Raw genomic sequence first — 18,292 nt, 5'->3', positions numbered from 1 at the left:
TCCGGGGGTCGGATAGGGGCGCGCGGCTGCACCCCAAGGACCTGCGTCGACGCCGTCCATGAAAGAGTTTCTGCCGCCGGGCGTAAGCTTTTCTTGACAAGCCTTGCCCAACTGGCGTCGGCTGATCGTAACAGTCAGTGGGCAAGAAGCACCGGCCTCCCTTTTCCTGCCCGTCTGGTTGCCCATCTGGGCCGATGGCGCCGGTTGCCATGCCTCGACGGGAAGAGTGAGCCTTGGGGACCTGAATTGTTGCGCCGGAATGGCACGGGTCTCGATTGATACTGGGTGGCTCCTAACGAAGAAAACCGGGGGAGAGGCGTCATGGTGGACAAGTTCATGGTCGCCCTGGAAGCGCCATTCGGCTTGTCGCATACCGACCGGGAGCGCTTCCTGGGCTGGGCCAACAGCCTCGCCTCCAAGCTTCGCCTGGGTTCCCCCATCATCGTGCCACAGCCTGTGCCGCCCGGCCGCGTCAGCCTGCCCCCGGTCCGCCTGGCCAGGGAGTTGCGGGCGCTTCTCGCCGAAACCGTGGAGGCCGAGGTCGTGCCGCGCCTGCTGCTGCGCCGGCGTGACGCCGTGGTGGACCGCCAGGGTTCCTGGATCGATGAGGAACCGGAAGCGGAACCGGAGGTGGGACCGGACCCGGAGGATGTGGTTGCGCTCGTCGCCCTGGTCATGACCAGTGAAGCGGACGATGTCCTCTGCTTTGTCGATGTAATGCGCGCCCGCGGCGTGCCGCTCGACCGCCTCTATCTGGAGTTGCTGGCCCCGGCGGCCCGGCGCCTCGGCCAGCTCTGGGCCGAGGATCTCTGCAGCTTCACCGACGTCACCATGGGCCTGGGCCGGCTGCAGCAGGTCCTGCGGGAAATGAGCCCGGCCTTCATCCCCGCCCCCGGCCTGCCCGATCGTCGCCGCCGCGCCGCGCTGGTGCCCGTGCCCGGCGAACAGCACAGCTTCGGCCTGGCAATGGTGACGGAGTTCTTCCTGCGGGCCGGCTGGGATGTCTGGAGCCAGCCCCAGGCGAATGCCGAGGCGCTCGCGGGACTGGTCGGCGGCCAGTGGTTCGCCGTGCTCGGCCTCTCGCTGAGTTGCGACTCCAGCCTGCCGGAGATGCCCGGGCTGATCCGAACCCTCCGGCGTGCCTCGCTCAACCCCCGGCTCGGCATCATGGTGGGTGGCAGGGTCTTCGTCGAACAGCCGGAGCTCGCCATGCAGATCGGCGCCGATGCCACGGCGGCCGATGGACGGCAGGCGGCCCTCCAGGCGGAAACCTTACTCGCTTTGCACGGCATGAGACTGGCGCAATGACCCAAGGCCGCATAGGAGATGGCTGGCCATAGCCATGGCGCAATCAAGGAACCTCCCTGCGGTGACAAGCTTCAAGGCTCCCGGGAAGTCGCTCGGCCCCCTCGGCGCGGAGGTGGCTGCCTCTGTGATCGCGGCCGCGTCCGATTTCGCGCTCGTCATCGACAGTGGCGGGGTCATCCGGGACCTCGCCCTGACCAATGAGGATCTGTCACGCGAGCTGGCGGGGGGAGAGGGCTGGGTCGGCCGCAAATGGCTCGAGACCGTGGCCGAGGACAGCCGCGGGAAGGTCGAAGCCCTGATGCGCGAGGTGGAGAGCCGGGCCGCCCCGCGCTGGCGCCATATCAACCAGGGCACCCCGCCGGGTGGCTCGGTGCCGATCCTCTGCACCGCCGTGCGCCTGGGTGAGGCGGGCCGCGCAGTGATCTTCGGCCGCGACCTCCGGCCGATCTCCGACCTCCAGCAGCGGCTGGTCGAGGCGCAGCAATCGGTCGAGCGCGATTACACCAAGCTGCGCCAGGCGGAGACGCGCTACCGCCTGCTGTTCCAGATCTCGCCGGAGCCGGTCCTCATCCTCGACGCCGCGGCCGGCCGGGTGCTGGAGATGAACCCCGCCGCGGCGCGGCTGTTCGGCACGACGGCGAAGCGCCTGGCCGGCCGTCCCCTGACGGAAGCCCTGGCGCCGGACAGCCAGGAGGTCCTGCGCCTCCTGCTCGCCGGGGTGCGCATCAGCGGGCGATCCGACGAGGCGACCGTCACCCTGGTCGAGGAGGGGCAGGAGATCGGCGTCACCATCTCCCCGTTGCGGCAGGAGGACAGCCTGACCTTCCTCGTCCGCCTCGCCCCGGCGCGCGGCGAATTGGCGCCGGTGCCGGCCAAGTCGAAGCTGCTCCAGGCGGTCGAGGGAGCGCCGGACGCCTTCGTCGTAACCGACCATGAGGGCCGCATCCTCGACGCCAATGCCGCCTTCATCGATGCGGCGCAGCTTGCCAATGAGGAGCAGGCGGTCGGCCAGTCGCTCGGCCGCTGGCTGGGGCGGCAGGGGGTCGAGTTGGACGTGCTGCTCGGCGCGCTGCGCCAGCGCGGCTCGGTCCGCCTCTTTGCCACCGCGCTCCAGGGCGAGCTGGGGACCAGCACAGAGGTCGAGGTTTCCGCCGTCTCCGTCCGCGAACCGGGCGGCCGCCCCTGCTATGGCTTCGCCATCCGCGATGTCGGTCTGCGCCTCGCCACCGGCCCCGGCCGCAGCGAGCCGCTGCGTTCGGTGAACCAGCTGACCGAGCTGATCGGGCGCGTGCCGCTGAAGGATCTGGTGCGCGAAGCCACCGACGTGATCGAGCGTCTCTGCATCGAGGCGGCGCTGCAGCTCACCGGCGACAACCGGGCTTCGGCAGCCGAGATGCTCGGTCTCAGCCGGCAAAGCCTCTATGTCAAGCTGCGCCGCTACGGCCTGGGCGATCTCGGCCCGGAGAACGGCGACCCCGAGGGGGCCTTGCCGCAATAGCGCGGCCTGCGCCGGCTACCGCCAGCGCCGCCACAGATCGAGGAGATGCGCCAGCAAGGCGCCGAGCAGGGCGAGCGCCATCCAGGGCCAGGCGGCGCCGACCAGCGCGGCGCGCAGGGCCAGCATCAGGCAGGCGCCTGCCAGCAGGAAAGGCAGGAACGCGGCCGGCGCGAGCCCGCGCCCGGTCCGGTGCCACCAGGCCAGCACGACCAGCGCCTCGGTGAGCATGAGAAGCAGGATCAGGTCGACGACCCGTCCGCTGGCGAAGAAGGCGGCCATGCCGGCTCAGGTCGGGTTCAGCTGCACCACCGCCCAGTTCAGCACGGCGGCGAAGCTGACCCAGGCGAGATAGGGCACCAGCAGCCAGCCAGCGCGGCGGGACTGCCGCCCCGAGGCGATGACGAGGCTGAGGATCGAGAGCCAGAGGAATACCACCTCCACCAGCGCCCAGTCCGGGTGGCACAGGCGGAAGAACAGCACACTCCAGAGCACGTTCAGGGCGCCGTTCAGCGCATAGAGCAGCAGCAGGCCGTCCCGCGCGGCCCGCGTCCGCGCGGCGTTCCAGGCATCGAGCCCCGCCATCGCGGTGAGGGCGAAGATCACCGTCCAGGCCGGCCCGAAGAGCCAGTCGGGTGGCTGGAACCAGGGTTTCTGCAAGCCGCGGTACCAGGGCCCGATCTCCGTCGCCGCCCCGCCGAGGGCCGCCACGACCACCGCCCCGCCGAAGGCGACCAGCCCCGGGCCCCATCGCCGCGACTGGCGGCCCTGCTGCGATGGTGTCATGGCCCGCCTTTCCTGCGCCGTGCATGCCGTGTGGCAGGCTGGGCGCTCCGCCCCAGCATGTGCGTGCGAAAACGGGTGGCGCAATGGGCCGCCGGCCGCTCAGTCCGCCTTGATCCGGTTCTCGCGCACGATGCGGCCCCAGACCTCGACCTGTCGGTCGACGAAGCTCCGCAGCGTGTCGGGATCGGACAGTGCCAGCCGGGCCTGCTGCGTCTCCTCCATCTGCTGGCGCACGCGCTCCTCGGTCAGCGTCTCGCGCAGTGCCGCATTCATTCGCGCAATGATCGGCGCCGGCGTTCCGGCCGGGGCGAAGACGCCCCACCAGGCTTCGGCCTGCAGGCCGGGGAAGCCGGCTTCCTCGGCGGTCTGCACCGCGGCCAGGGCCGGCAGTCGGGTGGGGCCGAACTGGACCAAGGCCCGCAGCGTCCCGCCCGCGATATGCGGCGCGACCAGGGCCGCGCTGCCGATCATCACCTCGATATGCCCGGCGACGGCATCGTTCACGGCCAGGCCCCCGCCGCGATAGGCGAGATGCGGCATGGAGGTGCCGGTGCGGGATTGCAGCAGCATCATTGTCAGATGCCCGATCGTCCCGTTGCCGGTGGAGCCGTAGGAGACGCCATCGGGCCGCGCCTTCGCCGCCGCCACCAGATCGGCCAGGTTGCGATAGGGCTTGTCGGGCCGCGTGGCGATCACATAGGGCGCGCCGCCGATGAGCATGACCGGATCGAGGTCGCGGGTCAGGTTGAAGGGCAGGTTCGGCACGAGGTCCGGCATCACCGCATGGCTGTCGAAGGTCAGCAGCCAGGTCTGGCCATCCGGCCGCGCCTTCGCCACCACATCCGTGCCGATGGCGCCCGCGCCGCCCGAGCGGTTCTCGACCACGACCGGATGGCCGAGCCGCTGGGTCAGGCCCGGCGAGACCAGCCGCGCCACGGCATCGGTCGAACCGCCCGCCGCGAAGGGCACGACGATGCGGAGCGGGCCGCCGGGCCAGCCCTCCTGCGCCCGCGCCGCGGGCAGGCCAAGCGACGCACCGCCCAGCGCAAGCGCTGCGCGGCGGGTGATCCCCTGGTTCATTCTTGTCTCCTCCCTTGAGCCCGGCGCTGAAGCCCCGGCGGGCGCGTGCCGGGGTCGCGATCGTTCGGATCGACGATGGAGGCTTTCCGGGGCCGGCGCAACGCGAGGCACTCAGCGCGCCGCCTCGCGGAAGGAGAGGGACATGATCGTCACCGCCGCCTCGAAGCAGGGCTTCATGGCGCGCGGGAATTCGACCCAGAGCGTGCCGATCACCCGCCCATCGGCCGAGAGCAGGCTGCGCCGGTAGAAGATGCGGCCGGCCATGTAGCCGGACAGGACGAACCAGCTCTCCCTGGCCCGGCTATAGGTGATCGTGCCGCCGCTGTTCTCGAGGATGTCCTGTCGCGCTTCGGCCATCACCTCGGCCAGGCTCTGCCGCAGCCCGTTGCGGATCGCCGTGACCGTGGCGCTGGCCTGCCCGTCGAGGCTGACGAAGCGTGCCGTATCGCGGCTGGTATCCTCGAGCCTGAAACTCGCCGGATGGCGCATGCCGAGGCCGAAGGCCGGGCTCTGCCAGTCCCGGGTCGCTGCCGGCGCCATGCAGGCCACGCCTTGCGCCCGGACCGGCCCGGCCACGAGGGCCAGGACCAGCGCCAGGGCCAGATGCCGGGTCACCCCTCGGCGACCAGGTCCCCGTATTCGGGATGCCGCTCGACATAGCGCGCGACGAAGCTGCAGCGCGGCACGACCGCCTGCCCCTCCGCCCGCAACCGGTCCAGCGCGCCGCGCACCAGCGCCGAGCCGACCCCCTGGCCCTCCAGCGCCTCCGGCACCTCGGTATGGATCAGGACGGTTCGTCCACCCTCCCGCCGGTAATCGATGAAGGCGGTGGATTCGCCGGCCTTCAGCTCGAAGCGATGCGCGGGGACGTTGTCTTCGACCGGGCTCATGCTTCGTCGATCCCCCAGGCGCCGCGCTCGCGCTCGCCGCGGCAGATAATCTCGGCATTCGCCGCATCGACGGCGCGTTCGCCATCCGCATGCCGGCGCATGGCGCCCGGCTCCAGCGCCTCCTCGATCTCGGCCGCCGCGGCGCGCAGCCGCGCCGCCGCCTGGCCGGGCACGCCGTCGCGCTCGGCCATGGGCAGAAGCGGTCGGAGGCCGTCCAGCAATGTGCTCAGATGATGGTGAAGCTCGCGGTCCATGCCGGCATCCCCTCGCAGCGATCCGCTGGCCCAACGCGCCAGCACCGCCCGGGATCGTGACGTGACCGGCTGCGCAGCGACCGGACCATGAGGCCCGGTCGCCGATCCGTCAGCGCTTGGCGATGAAGCCGATCACCGCCGCCGTCACGGCGGCACCGATCAGCCCTTTCTTAGTATTCCGGCTCCGCAGCAGCGGCGCCAGCATCATCGCGCGGGAGGCGGTGTCGCCCACCTGCTTCAGCGCGTCGTCGCGCACCCGCTGCGCCTCGACCTGGATCGGGTCCTCGGCATGCCGGGCGGCGAGCCAGCCCAGCACCGCGGCGATCACCAGATCGACGGCGGCGACGATCAGGGCCGCCACCGCGCCGTTGCGGCCCTGGGCGAGCCAGATCAGCGCGGCGACATGCAGCATGATCAGGAGCATCAGCCCGAAGACCGCCGCCCCCGCCCCCAGCGCCGCCTGGATGGCGACGCCCCGGCCGGTGCGCTTCCACCGCAGCGCCTCGGCCTGCGCCGCCAGGCGCAGAAGGCTGATCATGCGCATGGCGGCTTAGTGCCTGTCGCGCGGATAGACGTAGGTATTGCCGCCCATCAGCCGGCCGATCAGGTAGCCGCCGAGGGCCGCGACGCCGATCGCCACCAGCGGGCGCTCACGCACCGTGTCAGACAGCGCATCGGCCCGGTCCTCGACCGCCTCGCGGGCGCGGGTGGCGTAGTCCTGCACCTGGTCGGCGGCGCCGGCGAGGGCCGGGGTCACACGCTCCTGCATCAGGCGCTCGACCTGGGCGCGGAGCTTCGCCAGCTCCTCCTGCGCGTCCGTCGCCACGCGATCGGTCGAGGCCGCGGCCTGATCCTTCAGGCGGCGGGCGTCGTTGGAGAAGTCATTGGCAGCGGACATGCTATCGCTCCTTGCGGGGTGGAAACTTGGCGCTGCAACGCGGCCTGGGCGCTGCGGGTTCCTCCCCCGGCGTTGACAGGGAAACGATGCCGGGGGAGGGAGGCAGATGGACGCGCCGCTGCTGCGTTGCGAGGGGGTGCGGCGGGCTGCCGCCGGGCTGCGGGGGATCGATCTCGATCTCGTGCGCGGCGAAGTGCTGGCCGTGCTCGCCCCGGGCGGGGCCGGCAAGACCGCGCTGCTGCGCCTGGTGGCGGGGCTCGACCGGCCGGATGCCGGGCGCCTGCTGCTCGCCGGCCGCGACCTCGCCCCGCTCTCGCCGCCGCGGCGCGGCCTCTCGCTGCTCGATCCCTTATTGCCGGAGAGGCGCAGCGTGCAGGAGGTGGCGGGCGCGATGCTGCCCGCCTACGACGTCCCGGCGCGCGACCGCCCGGCCCGCATCGCTCGCGCCCTGACCGCGCTCGGCCTCGATGGGCAGGAGGGGAAGCCGGTGGCCCAGCTCGGCCCCGCGGCGCGCTGCCGCCTGGCCTTCGCCCGGGCGCTCGCGCCGGAACAGCCGGTGCTGCTGCTGGATGATCCGCTGGTCGGGCTCGACCCCGCGCCGCGCCGGGCGCTCGGCTTCGAGCTGCGCCGGCTGTTCCGCCGCCTCGACCTCTCGGTCCTGCTGGCGACGCGGGAGGGAGAGGAGGCGATGGCGCTGGCCGACCGCGTCGCGGTGATCGAGGACGGGGAGATCGCGCAATGCGCCCCGCCCCGGCTGCTGTACGAGGAGCCGGCCACCGCCTTCGTCGCCGGCCTCCTCGGCGAGAACAACCGCCTGCCCGGCACGGTGGAATGGCGGGAGGAGACGGAATGCGCCGTCCGGCTCGATTGCGGGCCGGTGGTGGAGGCGCGGGTCGCCGATGCCGGGGGGCCGGGCAGCCGCTGCATCGTCGCGGTGCGGCCTGAACGCGTCGCCGTCGCCGCCCTGCCGGCCGAGGAGATGGGCGAGGGCGCGCTGCCCGCAGCGCTGCGCGACACGGTCTTCCTCGGCGACCATGTGCGGCTGCTGCTGGAGCTGGGCGAGGGCGGGATGCTGGTGTCCCGCCGGCCGCCCGGCAGCCGTAACCCGGTCCCGGGCGGCCCGGCCTCGGTGGCCTGGGACCCCTATGCCGCTTTCGCCTATCGTGCGCTGCGCTGAGCTTGGCGCCGCGCCGCGCGGCCCCATCTCAGCCCTGCAACGAGAGAGGGAGGGACTGCCGATGCCCATGCCAATGAGCCGCCGCACCGCGCTGTTCGGAGGCGCCGCCCTGGCGGCCGTCTTCGCCACCCCACGTGCCTGGGGCCAGGCCGCCCCACCGCCATCCGGCCCCTTCACCCTGCCGGCGCTGCCCTATGCGCCGAATGCCAATGAGCCGCATATCGATGCCCAGACCATGGAGATCCACCATGGCCGGCACCACGCGGCCTATGTCGCCAACCTGAATGCCGCGGTGAAGGACCACTCCCAGGTTGCCGCCATGCCGATCGAGCAGATCCTGGCCAAGCTGGGCGAGATGCCGGAGGCGATCCGCACCGCGCTCCGCAACAATGGTGGGGGACACGCCAACCACACGATGTTCTGGGGCGTGATGGGCGGGAAGGGCGGCACCCCCTCCGGCGAGCTGGCCGAGGCGGTCACCCGCGACCTCGGCGGGCTCGACAAGCTGAAGGCGGATTTCAACGGCGCCGGCGCCCGCGTCTTCGGCTCCGGCTGGGTCTTCGTCACGGTGGACCGCGCCGGCAAGCTGGCCCTGGCCAGCCGCCCCAACCAGGACACGCCGCTGATGGATGGCGGGCGGGTGCTGTTCGGCAACGATGTCTGGGAACACGCCTATTACCTGAAATACCAGAACCGCCGCCCGGCCTATCTGGAAGCTTGGTGGAATGTGGTCGATTGGGAGAAGGTCGCCACCCGCTATGCGGCGGCGAAGGCCGGTACGCTCACGGTGTAACCGGGAACCCGGGACAGGGGAGGGCGGTTGACCCCGCACCTTCCCCACATCCCCCGAGGTTCCCCATGCCGCAAATCCGGCTGAAGCCGCTCAACCAGCAGACCATCGTCATCACCGGCGCCAGCTCCGGCATCGGCCTTGCCACCGCCCGTTCGGCGGCCGAGGCTGGCGCTCGGGTCTTCCTCATCGCGCGCAATGGCGAGGCGCTGGAGACGATCGTCCAGGACCTCCGCAACCGCGGCGCCCGTGCCGATTACGCGGTGGCCGATGTCGGCAAGCTGGAGGAGCTGGAAGCGGCCGCGCGCAAGGTGCAGACCGTCTTCGGCGGCTTCGATTCCTGGGTGAACGATGCCGGCACCTCGATCTATGGCGAGATCGAGAAGCTGCCGCTGGCCGATCACCACCGGCTGTTCGAGACGAATTACTGGGGCGTCGTGCATGGCAGCACCATCGCCGCCCGCGCCCTGCGCCAGCGTGGCGGTGGCGCCATCATCAATATCGGCAGCGTGCTGTCCGACAGGGCGATGATGCTGCAGGGCCCCTATTCCGCCACCAAGCATGCCGTCCGCGCCTTCACCGACGCGCTGCGGATGGAGCTGGAGCGGAGCGGCGCGCCGATCAGCGTCACGCTCATCAAGCCCTCGGGCATCGAGACCGCCTTCCAGGAACATGCGCGCAACTACCTCGACAGCCCCGGCGTCCGCGTGCCGCCGCCGGCCTATGACCCGCGTCTCGTCGCCCGCGCCATCCTGCATGCCTGCGCGCATCGCAAGCGGGAGATCGTGGTGGGCTTCGGCGGCCATGCCATCGCGCTGATGGGCGCGCTCTTCCCCCGCACCACCGACCTGGTGATGGAGGCGATCGGCTATCCGATGCAGGTCAGCGACAAGCGGCCGAGCGCGGCCCGCGCCGACAACCTGCATCAGCCACGCGAGGATGGCACCGAGAAGAGCCTGACGCGCCCGGTGGCGCCACTGCGGAAGACGAGCCTCTTCCTCGAGGCGCAGCTCCACCCGGCGGTGACGGCTGCGGCGATCGTCGGGCTCGGCGCGCTGGTCTTCGGCGCCACCGCGGCGCGGCGGCTGGGCGCTGGCCGCGTGCTGGTGCCGGGCCAGCGGCCGGTGCGGCGCCTGGCGCGCGAGGCCCAGCACCGGGTCGGCGGCTTCTTCTGATGCCGCATCCGGCCCTTGTCCCGGGCGCCGTCGCCGTCGTGACCGGCGGCGCCGCGGGCATCGGCCTCGCGGCGGCGACGCGCTTCGCCGAGGCCGGGCTTCGCATCGTCCTCGCCGATCTCGGCGAGGACCGGATGGATGCGGCGGCGGCGGCGATCAGGTCCGCCGCCCCGGGCGCCGAGGTGATGATCCGGGCGACGGATGTCGGCGACCCCGCCCAGGTTGCGGGGCTGGAGGCGGCGGTGCGCGAGCGCTTCGGCGGCACCGATGTGCTGATGAACAATGCCGGCATTCAGCCCGGCAGCACCATTTTCGGCCCGCCGGGCGCCTGGCCGCGCATCCTGCAGACCAATCTCTGGGGCATTATCCATGGCAGCCAGACCTTCGTCCCCGGGATGATCGCCCGTGGCCGCCCCGGACTCGTCATCAATACCGGCTCGAAGCAGGGCATCACGACGCCGCCCGGCGACCCCGCCTATAATGTGGCGAAAGCCGGCGTCCGCGCCTTTACCGAGGCGTTGCAGCACGAGCTGCGCAACACCGAAGGCTGCAGGATCAGCGCGCATCTGCTGATCCCCGGCTTCGTCTTCACCGACCTCACCGCCAAGGGCCGCGCCGAGAAGCCCGCCGCCGCCTGGACGCCGGAGCAGACGGTGGACTTCATGCTGGAGCGGCTGGCGGCCGGCGACTTCTACATCCTGTGCCCGGACAACGACGTGCCGCGGGCGCTGGACGAGCGTCGCATCCTCTGGTCGGCGGGCGATATCGTCGAGAACCGTCCGCCGCTGTCGCGCTGGCACCCGGACTATGCCGAGGCCTTCGCCGCCTTCGTGAAAGGCGGCTGAATCAGAACAACAGCCCCTTCTTCAGCATCCCATGCACGCCCTTCTCGCCGTTCACGGTCTGCGTCACGTGGAAATCGACCGCGAGCGAGCAGAGCTGATAGGCATCCGCCGCCGAGAGGTTGGTGCGCGAGACGATAAAGGCGATCATCTCCCGCAGCGCCTGCTTCATGGCGAGGTCGAGATCCTCATGCATGCCCATGCTGATGTAGTGGGTCGGGGTTTCGGCACGGGGGAAGCGCAGCACCGGATCCTTCGCTCCGCCGCCCTTCTCCAGCCCCAGCCGAAAATGCCCGGTCAGGCAGATCTCCAGCGCATTGATGCAGACCTCGCCATCGCCCTGCACGCCATGCCCGTCGCCGGCCGAGAAATTGGCGCCAGGCACGAAGACCGGCAGGTAGAGCGTCGTCCCCGCCACCAGCTCCTTGTTGTCGAGGTTGCCGCCATGCGCGCGCGGTTCCTTGGTGGAGATGGTGCCCCATTCTTCCGGCCCGGCGACGCCCATCACGCCGAAGAAGGGCGCGAGCGGGATCTTGATCCCCGGCCCGACCGGCACGGTGCAGGTCATCGCCTGCTTGTCGACCGGAATGTGCAGCACGCGCTTGTAGGGGAAGTCCTCCGGCAGCGTGCCGGCCAGCGGGCGGAAAGCGCAGAAGCCCCAGTCGCAGCCGAGATCGATCCGCTCGATATCGACGCGGAGGCAATCCCCCGGCTCCGCCCCACGCACCGCAACGGGGCCGGTGAGGATATGCGGCCCATGCCGCGGCGGCTTCGCCGCATGGATCGCGGCGAGGCGTTCCGGCACTGAGAGACCACCCGCCGTCGGCGGCATCACATCAGGGGCGCCCGAAACGCATTCAAGGATGACGAGATCGCCGGGATCGACGGTCTTCACCGCCGGGAAGGCGGCATCGAACCCGCCCCAGCGGATATTCTCGAGCGCCGGCTCGATGTGATGGGTTGCAGGCAAGCGGAATCCTCCCTCGGAGCTGCCTGCAGGATGCCGCGCCGGGGCGGCAGCGCAAGGGTCAGCTCGCCAGCCGCCCCGGCTCCAGCGCCGCCGGCTCATGCATCGGGCAGCCATTGCGCTCGCCCCGGAAGGCAGAGGACATCGCATAGGCCGGCCGCCGCGCCCGCATGACGCCGCCGATCGGCCGATGCGCCGCCAGCCCGTTCCAGGGGCTGAAGGCCATCCCGTCATCCACCGCCGCCGACCGCCGCGGAGTCCAGGCCGGCTGGGCCGGCACGCTCAGCCGAGCCACCGCCCGATAGGGGCTTTGCTCCTCCGGCCAGGCGACCGAGGCATCCTCGATCGGCATCGCCGCGATATCGGTGCAGAGCTGCACCCGCAGCTCCCACTCCCCGCCATGGGTGGCGAAATACTCCACCACCGCCTCGCGCAGCGCATCCGGCTTGCCGCCGACCGCAACCTTCCGCCCCACCAGCGCCAACAGCCCCTCCGAGACCGGCGCCAGCGAAAGCTTCGCCATATAGGGCCCGTGCAGCAGCGGCGCCTGGGTGTAGTAGGTCTCGCCCAGCACATGGGTCAGCGGATGGCCGCCGAGCGTGGTGAGCAGCGGGCTCTTGTGCCCGACGCCCTCGGCCACCGCCTCCGCCCCGCGCAGCACGGCCGAGAGCGCCTTTTTCCAGCCCTGCGGCGTATCGGTGGTCTTGGCCAGCAGCTTGAGATTGGCGAGGAAGGCCTTCGGGTCCGGCGCCGCGAAGGCCGGGGCATCGACCATGACGAAGTCCTGGGTCGTGCTGCCCTCCGCGCCGGGCAGCCGCTCCCCCTCCACCCCGATCAGCTTGAGGGCGAGGCCGCGCGGCGCTGAGACGCTGTCATCGAGGATGTCGCCCGGTACGGTCGAAAAGCGCAGCACCGCCGGGTAGCGGGCCGGCCGGGCGAAGGCGCCCTGAGCCAGCTCGGGCGGCAGCCCCTCCAGCACCTCCAGCTCGCCTTGCAGCAGGCCGTGGCTCTTCGCATGGACGCTGCGCAGCGCGTGGCCGCCATCCTTCCAGGTCGTCTCGCTGATCCCGCGCATGGTCTCCATCAGCGCGGCGATGGTGGCGTCCTCGTCGGGGGCGGGCTGTTCGAAGCCGGGCTGGTAGAGCACGGGAGAGGGCATGGCGGGTCGATCCAGGCAGGGGTTGCAGGGGCAACGCCTGCCTCCTGCGCCTGTTGGCCGACTGACGATCTCGTGAAGCTGGCCGCCTGCCGCAGTGCCTCCCGCAGCCGCTGCTGGTCGGCGGGGCAGGTGCGGCCCAGCCGTTCATATTCGGCCTGGGTGTCGATCGCCCCATGCGCCGTCGCGCGGCCGGACCGCATGGCGGCCAGCGCCGGCTCGATCGCCTGGCGGAGGCCGGTGCGCAGCCCCGCCATCGCCTCCTCCAGCGTGGCGCCATGCCCCTCGGCCCGCGCCGCCCAGGCCGCCGCCGCCGCCCGCGCCGCCGCGGCCGCCTCGCGCAGGCTGCGCCGGTTCACCGCCACATGCCGCCGCTCATGCGCCAGCACCTCGCGCCAGAGGCAGCCGCCTTCCGGAATCTCGCGGGCGATCCGCACCCGGTGCTCGGTCTGCACCAAGGCGAGGGCGATGCGGGCCGGCCGGGCGCAGACCCGGCCCGGCGCCTCGCGGGTGCGGGTCTCGATCTCGCTCCGCCATTCGACGCGGGAGGTGGTGAGCGCCAGGTGGTGCCGCGTCGCGTCGCGCGGCTGGCCCGTCTCGGCATGCAGCGCCTCGGTGCCAAGGGTGCGGCTGATCTCCGGCTCCGGGTCGACGACGCTCAGGCGGACTTCCGGCGCGACGGCGGGGCAGGGCGGCTCCGCGGCCAGGACCGGCCCGGCGAGCAGCAGCGCCGCCGGCAGGAGCGCTCTCAGAGCCAGCCCTTGCGCTTGAAATAGAGGATCGGCAGCACCGCCGAGATCACCATCAGCCCCAGCGCCATGGGATAGCCGAAGGTCCAGTTGAGCTCCGGCATCACCTGGAAATTCATCCCGTAGATGCTGGCGAGCAGCGTCGGGGGCATCAGCGCGACCGAGGCCACGGTGAAGGTTTTGATGATCGCGTTCTGCTCGACATTGATGATGCCGAGCACCGCGTCCAGCAGGAAGTTGGCCTTGCTGTTCAGGAAATTCGCATGCTCGACCAGCGAGCGCACGTCCCGCACCAGCGTCTTGATCAGCCCCTGGTTCTCGCGCCGGACCGCGGTCGCCTTCTCCGCGCCGACGAAGGTGAGGATGCGCGACAGGCCGAGCAGCGTCTCGCTCGCCCGCGTCGTCACCTCCCCCACCTGGCCTAGGGTGATCAGTGCCTCCTTCAGGTCGGCATCCTTGGCGCTCGCCTTCGCCGTCGCCCGGGCGGTGCGGAAGGCGGCCTGGCTGGCGCGGTCCATCTCAGCCGCGATGCGCTCCAGGATATCGGCCAGCCGATCCACCACCTGCTCGAACAGGTGCAGCATCACCCCGTCCGGCGTGGTCAGAAGCTGGACCGGCGTGCGCTGGGCGCGGGCGGAGAAGACCGCGAAGGCCTTCGGCGTCGCGTAGCGCACCGTGACCAGCGCCGAATTGCCGAGGACGAAGGTGATGGCGGTCGAGCCAAGCTCCCCGCCCTCCACGCCATAGAGGAAGGGTGCGGTGAGGAAGAGCGTCTCCTCCTCCTTATACAGACGCGAGGAGCTTTCGATCTCCTGCATCTCCTCGCGCGTCGGAATCTCGAGGCGAAGCGCGGCCTGCACCTCCCGCTCCTCCTCCTGGGTTGGGGTGAGCAGGTCAATCCAGATGGCGCGGCTGAGCGTGGCGGTGGCCTGGGCCCCCTCCCGCACGACGAGCTGGCCGGCCTCGACGGTATAGGTGGTCAGCATGCAAGGTCCCCCGGCCGGTCGGGCCATCGGCTTCTAACCGCGCAGCGGCAGCGAGTCACGGGGGCCTATCGGCTGGCCCGCCCCTTGCTCCCCATCCGGTGAATCTGGGGATGGGCCATGTTGACGCGCGGATTGCAGCTTTTCGGGGCATTGCTCTGCCTCGCCCTCGGGCAGGCGGCCCGGCCGGCCGCGGCCGAGGCCTGGCCCAGCCGGCCGATCCGCATCGTCGTCGTCTTCCCGCCCGGCGGCGCCTCGGACATCGCTGCCCGGGTGCTGGGTGAGGCGCTGGCCTCGCGGCTCGGCCAGCGGGTGGTGGTGGACAACCGGCCCGGCGCCGGCGGGACGCTCGCCGCCGCCCATGTCGCGACCCAGCCGGCCGATGGCACCACCGTGATGCTGAGCAATACCGCGCCCATCGTCACCTCGCCCCCGCTCTATGCGCGGCCGGGCTACGACCCGCTGACCTCCTTCACCCATATCGCCTATATCGGCGCGACGCCGATGGTGGTGGTGACCAATCTCCAGGTGCCGGCGCAGGATCTGAAGGGGCTGATGGCCTGGATGCGCGCCCAGCCGCAGCCCGTCACCTTCGGCAGTTCGGGCGCTGGATCGGTCGGGCATGTGGTGGGGACAATGTTCACCCAAGCGACCGGCATCCCGCTGAATCATGCGCCCTATCGCGGGTCCCAGCCGATGCAGGCGGATCTGCTCGGCGGCTCCATCCCCCTCTCCTTCGATACCTTGCCGGAGAATGTCGAGAATATCCGCGCCGGGCGGCTGCGCGCCTATGCGGTGACGGCCCCGACCCGCGCGCCGAGCGTGCCGGAGGTGCCGACGGTGGGCGAGGCCGGGCTGCCGAACCTGCTGGCGCAGAACTGGCTCGGCCTCTCCGGTCCCGCCAATCTGCCCGCCGAGGTCACGGCGCGGCTGCATGACGAGATCAATGCCCTGCTGGCCATGCCGGCGATCCAGGAGAGGCTGGCCGGCGTCGGCATCATCACCGGCACCAAGACGCAGCCGGAATTCGCTGGCTTCGTCGCCGAACAGGTGAACACCATCGGCGCCGCCGTCCGCGCCATGGGAATCAGGAATGACTGACGAGGAAGCGCTCCGCCGCGCCATCGCCCTTTCGGCCGAGGCCGCCACGACGCCGGGCTGCGAGCCCTTCGGCGCGGTGGTGCTGCGCGAGGGCGAGATCGTCGGCGAAGGCTTCAACCGCGCCCGCGGCAAGCTCGACCCCACCTCGCATGGCGAGACGGAGGCGATCCGCGACGCCTGCGCCCGGCTCGGCACGCTCGACCTCTCGGGCTGCACCGTCTTCACCTCCTGCGAGCCCTGCGCGCTCTGCGTCGCCACCATGCAGATCACCGGCATTGCCCGCGTGGTCTATGCCGCGGCGCTTTCGGACAGCGCCCGGGTTCTGGCCGATGTGCCGAAGGACCGGCGCCGCGGCGGCGATGTCGAGGCCTTGCGGCGCGAGGCTGGCGTCCCAATCGGCCAGGGCCGCATCCCGGCACGGCAGATGCTGGTCGCGGAGGCGGTGGCGGTGTTGGAGGGCTGGGCGAAAGGTTAGGCTGCCGGCTTCACCGGAGCCCCGCCATGCAGCCCAGCCTCGATTTCGTCGCTCAGGCCGAATTCAGCGTCGCCGCGCCCATCATCCTCGGCCCCGGCCCGCAGGGGGAACGCCGCGTCGTCCCGATCCTCGGCGGCCGCGTCGAGGGGCCGCGTCTCAGCGGCGAGGTGCTGCCGGGCGGCACCGACCACCAGCTGGTCCGCGCCGATGGCGTCACCGAGATCGTCGCGCGCTACACCCTGCGCCTCACGGATGGCGGGCTGGTGCATGTGGTGAACAGCGGCTTGCGCCATGCAGCGCCGGAGGACATGGCGCGGCTGCTGCGCGGCGAGTCGGTGCCCCCGGAGCGGGTCTATTTCCGCACCACACCGGTCTTCGAGACCGCCGCGCCGGCCCATGCCTGGCTGCACCGGCAGGTCTTCCTCGGCTATGGCGAACGCCGGCCGAGCGCGGTCCTCATCCGCATCTACGCGGCATAGATTACTCGATCGCGCGGAAGCCAGTCGCCCTGACCACCTCCGCCCAGCGCCCCGTCTCCGCCCGCATCAGCGCGGCGAAATCGGCCCGGCCGGCGGCGGAGGGGCGGAAGCCGGCCTCCTGCAGCCGCAGCATCAGGTTGGGCGCCGCCATGGCGCGCAACACCGCTGCCTCGATCTCGGCCACCAGCGGCGTCGGTACCGCGGCCGGCGCCACCAGCCCGAACCAGGCGCTGATCGAGAGCGAAGCCTGGCCCAGCTCCGCCATGGTCTTCACGCCGGGCAGCTGCGGCGCATGGGCCGGGCCGGTCACGGCCAGCGCCTTCATCCGCCCTGCCTGCACATGCGGTGCGACCACGGCGATGCTGCCGAACATGCCCTGGACATTGCCGTTCAGCAGCGCCGCCACCGCATCGGCGGTGGAGCGGAAATGCACCGCCTCCACCGTCACGCCCACCGCCTGGCCGAGCATGGCAGCGGCGAAATGCCCCGGGCTGCCGGCCCCGAAGGTGCCCATATAGAGCGCCGGCTGCGCCCGGGCCCAGGTGGCATAGGCGGCGAGGTCCGCGACCGGCAGGCCCGGCGGCACGACCAGGGCAAAATCCACCGAGGCCAGCTCCGCCACGGCACCGAAATCCCGCCCCGGGTCATAGGGCAGCCGCGCATAGGTGCTGGGCGCCATGGCGAGCTGCCCGACCTCGCCCAGCAGCAGAGTCGTGCCATCGGCCGGGGCGGATTTCGCCACCTCCTGCGCCGCGATCAGCCCGCCGGCGCCCGGCTTGTTGTCCACCAGGATGCCGGCCGGCCAAGCCTCCCGCAGCCCCTCGGCCAGTAGCCGGCCGAGCAGGTCCGGCCCCGTCCCTGCCGGAAAGCCAAGGACTATACGCACCGGCCGGTCGGGCAAGGCGGCATGCGCGGCGAGCGGCAGGAGGGCGGCACCGGCCAGCGCGGCGCGCCGCCCGATGGGGCGGAGGTTCATGGACGTGGCTCCCCTGGGCGCGGCGCGCCTTGTTGCGTGGGTGGCAGCGAAGCAGCCCCGTCGGGCTGCCGTCAACGCTCAGCCGAAGGTGCCGAGCAGATCCGCCACCTGCGCCTCGGTCAGGGTCCGGGCCGGCTGACCGCGCAGCAGCAGGGCGAGCTTCGCCGCCTCCTCCAGCTCCTCCGCAGCATAGACGGCATCGTCCAGCGTCTTGCCGCTGACGACCGGGCCGTGATTGGCCAGCAGCACCGCCCGTGCATCCCGCGCCGCCGCGGCAATCGCCGGTTCCATCGCCGCATCGCCCGGCCGGTAATAGGGCACGACCGGCAGGACGCGGCCGATCCGCATGACGAAATAGGGCGTCAGCGGCGGGATCGGCGCCGGCTCGCCCGGCGCGGCGAGGCAGGCGATCGCCGTCGCATGGGTGGAGTGCAGATGCACCACCGCCCCCGCCTCCGGCCGCGCCTCGAGGAAGGCGCGGTGCATGAACACCTCCTTCGAGGGCTTGTCGCCGGAGACATGCCGATATTCGCGGTCGAGCTTGCTGATCCGCGCTGGGTCAAGCCGGCCGAGGCAGGAATTGGTCGGGGTGATGAGGAAGCCATCCGGCAGCCGGACGCTGATATTCCCCGCCGACCCCACCGAGAAGCCGCGCCCAAACAGCAACCGCCCATGCGCCGCGATGGCCTCGCGGATTTCCGCCTCGTCCAT

23 protein-coding genes are annotated in these 18,292 nt (G+C 71.5%); 9 read left to right on the top strand and 14 right to left on the bottom strand.

Annotated elements, in window-relative coordinates:
* Window positions 1–321: 321 nt before the first annotated feature.
* Together JMJ55_RS09935 and ppsR are read left to right on the top strand one after the other, a co-directional pair.
* Complete coding sequence (locus JMJ55_RS09935; protein ID WP_202825374.1) at window positions 322–1,308, top strand: cobalamin B12-binding domain-containing protein; 987 nt, start codon at window positions 322–324, stop codon at window positions 1,306–1,308.
* Window positions 1,309–1,369: 61 nt separating this feature from the next.
* Window positions 1,370–2,806 (top strand): transcriptional regulator PpsR, encoded by a 1,437-nt coding sequence (gene ppsR, locus JMJ55_RS09930; protein ID WP_202825373.1) that lies wholly within the window; start codon window positions 1,370–1,372, stop codon window positions 2,804–2,806.
* 15 nt (window positions 2,807–2,821) lie between these two features.
* Here ppsR and JMJ55_RS09925 read toward each other — a convergent pair whose 3' ends face one another.
* The 8 genes from JMJ55_RS09925 to JMJ55_RS09890 all read right to left on the bottom strand — a co-directional run bounded on the left by JMJ55_RS09925 (window position 2,822) and on the right by JMJ55_RS09890 (window position 6,711).
* Window positions 2,822–3,085, bottom strand: coding sequence for a hypothetical protein (locus tag JMJ55_RS09925; RefSeq protein ID WP_202825372.1), 264 nt, complete (start codon window positions 3,083–3,085; stop codon window positions 2,822–2,824).
* A 6-nt stretch (window positions 3,086–3,091) separates the two neighbouring features.
* Window positions 3,092–3,589, bottom strand: a complete 498-nt coding sequence (locus JMJ55_RS09920) for a TspO/MBR family protein (protein ID WP_202825371.1) — start codon at window positions 3,587–3,589, stop codon at window positions 3,092–3,094.
* Between the two features lie 99 nt (window positions 3,590–3,688).
* Window positions 3,689–4,669, bottom strand: coding sequence for a Bug family tripartite tricarboxylate transporter substrate binding protein (locus JMJ55_RS09915; protein ID WP_202825370.1), 981 nt, complete (start codon window positions 4,667–4,669; stop codon window positions 3,689–3,691).
* 111 nt (window positions 4,670–4,780) lie between these two features.
* The gene (locus tag JMJ55_RS09910; protein WP_202825369.1) at window positions 4,781–5,284 is read right to left on the bottom strand and encodes a hypothetical protein; all 504 of its coding nucleotides are present in this window, start codon (window positions 5,282–5,284) and stop codon (window positions 4,781–4,783) included.
* On the bottom strand, window positions 5,281–5,559 hold the full coding sequence (locus JMJ55_RS09905) for a GNAT family N-acetyltransferase (protein WP_202825368.1): 279 nt from the start codon (window positions 5,557–5,559) through the stop codon (window positions 5,281–5,283). Before JMJ55_RS09905 ends, JMJ55_RS09910 begins: the two co-directional genes overlap by 4 nt.
* A complete protein-coding gene (locus JMJ55_RS09900; RefSeq protein ID WP_202825367.1) occupies window positions 5,556–5,813 on the bottom strand; it encodes a hypothetical protein in 258 nt (85 codons plus the stop codon). Before JMJ55_RS09900 ends, JMJ55_RS09905 begins: the two co-directional genes overlap by 4 nt.
* Window positions 5,814–5,922: 109 nt before the next feature.
* On the bottom strand, window positions 5,923–6,351 hold the full coding sequence (locus JMJ55_RS09895) for a phage holin family protein (RefSeq protein ID WP_202825366.1): 429 nt from the start codon (window positions 6,349–6,351) through the stop codon (window positions 5,923–5,925).
* A 12-nt stretch (window positions 6,352–6,363) separates the two neighbouring features.
* Complete coding sequence (locus JMJ55_RS09890) at window positions 6,364–6,711, bottom strand: DUF883 family protein (RefSeq protein WP_202825365.1); 348 nt, start codon at window positions 6,709–6,711, stop codon at window positions 6,364–6,366.
* Window positions 6,712–6,817: 106 nt separating this feature from the next.
* Between JMJ55_RS09890 and JMJ55_RS31565 the strand changes: the two genes are divergently transcribed.
* From JMJ55_RS31565 to JMJ55_RS09870, 4 genes are all read left to right on the top strand, one after another.
* Window positions 6,818–7,888, top strand: coding sequence for an ABC transporter ATP-binding protein (locus tag JMJ55_RS31565; RefSeq protein ID WP_202825364.1), 1,071 nt, complete (start codon window positions 6,818–6,820; stop codon window positions 7,886–7,888).
* A 61-nt stretch (window positions 7,889–7,949) separates the two neighbouring features.
* Window positions 7,950–8,681 (top strand): superoxide dismutase, encoded by a 732-nt coding sequence (locus JMJ55_RS09880; RefSeq protein ID WP_202825363.1) that lies wholly within the window; start codon window positions 7,950–7,952, stop codon window positions 8,679–8,681.
* Window positions 8,682–8,746: 65 nt separating this feature from the next.
* On the top strand, window positions 8,747–9,853 hold the full coding sequence (locus JMJ55_RS09875) for an SDR family oxidoreductase (RefSeq protein ID WP_202825362.1): 1,107 nt from the start codon (window positions 8,747–8,749) through the stop codon (window positions 9,851–9,853).
* Window positions 9,853–10,698 carry an SDR family NAD(P)-dependent oxidoreductase gene (locus JMJ55_RS09870; RefSeq protein WP_202825361.1) on the top strand — a complete coding sequence of 282 codons (846 nt, stop codon included), beginning with the start codon at window positions 9,853–9,855 and terminating at the stop codon, window positions 10,696–10,698. The genes JMJ55_RS09875 and JMJ55_RS09870 overlap by 1 nt, the downstream gene beginning before the upstream one ends.
* 1 nt (window position 10,699) lies before the next feature.
* Here the strand turns inward: JMJ55_RS09870 and JMJ55_RS09865 are convergent, their stop codons facing one another.
* The 4 genes from JMJ55_RS09865 to corA form a co-directional block, all read right to left on the bottom strand.
* Complete coding sequence (locus JMJ55_RS09865) at window positions 10,700–11,665, bottom strand: acetamidase/formamidase family protein (protein WP_236033546.1); 966 nt, start codon at window positions 11,663–11,665, stop codon at window positions 10,700–10,702.
* A gap of 58 nt (window positions 11,666–11,723) precedes the next feature.
* Window positions 11,724–12,821 (bottom strand): catalase family protein, encoded by a 1,098-nt coding sequence (locus tag JMJ55_RS09860; protein ID WP_202825359.1) that lies wholly within the window; start codon window positions 12,819–12,821, stop codon window positions 11,724–11,726.
* Window positions 12,746–13,276, bottom strand: coding sequence for a hypothetical protein (locus JMJ55_RS09855; protein WP_202825358.1), 531 nt, complete (start codon window positions 13,274–13,276; stop codon window positions 12,746–12,748). Before JMJ55_RS09855 ends, JMJ55_RS09860 begins: the two co-directional genes overlap by 76 nt.
* 290 nt (window positions 13,277–13,566) lie before the next feature.
* Complete coding sequence (corA, locus tag JMJ55_RS09850) at window positions 13,567–14,553, bottom strand: magnesium/cobalt transporter CorA (protein ID WP_202825357.1); 987 nt, start codon at window positions 14,551–14,553, stop codon at window positions 13,567–13,569.
* A gap of 117 nt (window positions 14,554–14,670) precedes the next feature.
* Between corA and JMJ55_RS09845 the strand changes: the two genes are divergently transcribed.
* From JMJ55_RS09845 to JMJ55_RS09835, 3 genes are read left to right on the top strand one after another with little or no spacing between them, the layout of a single operon-like run.
* A complete protein-coding gene (locus JMJ55_RS09845) occupies window positions 14,671–15,651 on the top strand; it encodes a Bug family tripartite tricarboxylate transporter substrate binding protein (protein ID WP_202825356.1) in 981 nt (326 codons plus the stop codon).
* A complete protein-coding gene (locus tag JMJ55_RS09840) occupies window positions 15,644–16,126 on the top strand; it encodes a nucleoside deaminase (RefSeq protein WP_202825355.1) in 483 nt (160 codons plus the stop codon). Before JMJ55_RS09845 ends, JMJ55_RS09840 begins: the two co-directional genes overlap by 8 nt.
* A 26-nt stretch (window positions 16,127–16,152) precedes the next feature.
* On the top strand, window positions 16,153–16,605 hold the full coding sequence (locus JMJ55_RS09835) for a DUF3237 domain-containing protein (RefSeq protein ID WP_202825354.1): 453 nt from the start codon (window positions 16,153–16,155) through the stop codon (window positions 16,603–16,605).
* A gap of 1 nt (window position 16,606) precedes the next feature.
* Here JMJ55_RS09835 and JMJ55_RS09830 read toward each other — a convergent pair whose 3' ends face one another.
* Window positions 16,607–17,581 carry a Bug family tripartite tricarboxylate transporter substrate binding protein gene (locus tag JMJ55_RS09830; protein WP_202825353.1) on the bottom strand — a complete coding sequence of 325 codons (975 nt, stop codon included), beginning with the start codon at window positions 17,579–17,581 and terminating at the stop codon, window positions 16,607–16,609.
* Between the two features lie 78 nt (window positions 17,582–17,659).
* Complete coding sequence (otnC, locus tag JMJ55_RS09825; protein WP_202825352.1) at window positions 17,660–18,292, bottom strand: 3-oxo-tetronate 4-phosphate decarboxylase; 633 nt, start codon at window positions 18,290–18,292, stop codon at window positions 17,660–17,662.

The organism is Belnapia mucosa, from assembly GCF_016775475.1.
GTDB classification, from domain to species: Bacteria; Pseudomonadota; Alphaproteobacteria; order Acetobacterales; family Acetobacteraceae; genus Belnapia; species Belnapia mucosa.
Note: the sequence above shows the minus strand (reverse complement) of the source record. Positions and strands in the feature narration are given on the sequence as shown.

Bases quoted from the DNA above. Each gene is read 5' to 3' on its own strand.
- JMJ55_RS09905 (WP_202825368.1), bottom strand. From the start codon at position 5,559: ATGAGCCCGGTCGAAGACAACGTCCCCGCGCATCGCTTCGAGCTGAAG.
- JMJ55_RS09890 (WP_202825365.1), bottom strand. From the start codon at position 6,711: ATGTCCGCTGCCAATGACTTCTCCAACGACGCCCGCCGCCTGAAGGAT.
- JMJ55_RS09835 (WP_202825354.1), top strand. From the start codon at position 16,153: ATGCAGCCCAGCCTCGATTTCGTCGCTCAGGCCGAATTCAGCGTCGCC.
- JMJ55_RS09875 (WP_202825362.1), top strand. From the start codon at position 8,747: ATGCCGCAAATCCGGCTGAAGCCGCTCAACCAGCAGACCATCGTCATC.
- JMJ55_RS09870 (WP_202825361.1), top strand. From the start codon at position 9,853: ATGCCGCATCCGGCCCTTGTCCCGGGCGCCGTCGCCGTCGTGACCGGC.
- JMJ55_RS09845 (WP_202825356.1), top strand. From the start codon at position 14,671: ATGTTGACGCGCGGATTGCAGCTTTTCGGGGCATTGCTCTGCCTCGCC.
- JMJ55_RS09900 (WP_202825367.1), bottom strand. From the start codon at position 5,813: ATGGACCGCGAGCTTCACCATCATCTGAGCACATTGCTGGACGGCCTC.
- JMJ55_RS31565 (WP_202825364.1), top strand. From the start codon at position 6,818: ATGGACGCGCCGCTGCTGCGTTGCGAGGGGGTGCGGCGGGCTGCCGCC.
- otnC (WP_202825352.1), bottom strand. From the start codon at position 18,292: ATGGACGAGGCGGAAATCCGCGAGGCCATCGCGGCGCATGGGCGGTTG.
- JMJ55_RS09895 (WP_202825366.1), bottom strand. From the start codon at position 6,351: ATGATCAGCCTTCTGCGCCTGGCGGCGCAGGCCGAGGCGCTGCGGTGG.
- JMJ55_RS09840 (WP_202825355.1), top strand. From the start codon at position 15,644: ATGACTGACGAGGAAGCGCTCCGCCGCGCCATCGCCCTTTCGGCCGAG.
- JMJ55_RS09915 (WP_202825370.1), bottom strand. From the start codon at position 4,669: ATGAACCAGGGGATCACCCGCCGCGCAGCGCTTGCGCTGGGCGGTGCG.
- JMJ55_RS09935 (WP_202825374.1), top strand. From the start codon at position 322: ATGGTGGACAAGTTCATGGTCGCCCTGGAAGCGCCATTCGGCTTGTCG.
- corA (WP_202825357.1), bottom strand. From the start codon at position 14,553: ATGCTGACCACCTATACCGTCGAGGCCGGCCAGCTCGTCGTGCGGGAG.
- JMJ55_RS09920 (WP_202825371.1), bottom strand. From the start codon at position 3,589: ATGACACCATCGCAGCAGGGCCGCCAGTCGCGGCGATGGGGCCCGGGG.
- JMJ55_RS09830 (WP_202825353.1), bottom strand. From the start codon at position 17,581: ATGAACCTCCGCCCCATCGGGCGGCGCGCCGCGCTGGCCGGTGCCGCC.
- JMJ55_RS09860 (WP_202825359.1), bottom strand. From the start codon at position 12,821: ATGCCCTCTCCCGTGCTCTACCAGCCCGGCTTCGAACAGCCCGCCCCC.
- JMJ55_RS09925 (WP_202825372.1), bottom strand. From the start codon at position 3,085: ATGGCCGCCTTCTTCGCCAGCGGACGGGTCGTCGACCTGATCCTGCTT.
- JMJ55_RS09880 (WP_202825363.1), top strand. From the start codon at position 7,950: ATGCCCATGCCAATGAGCCGCCGCACCGCGCTGTTCGGAGGCGCCGCC.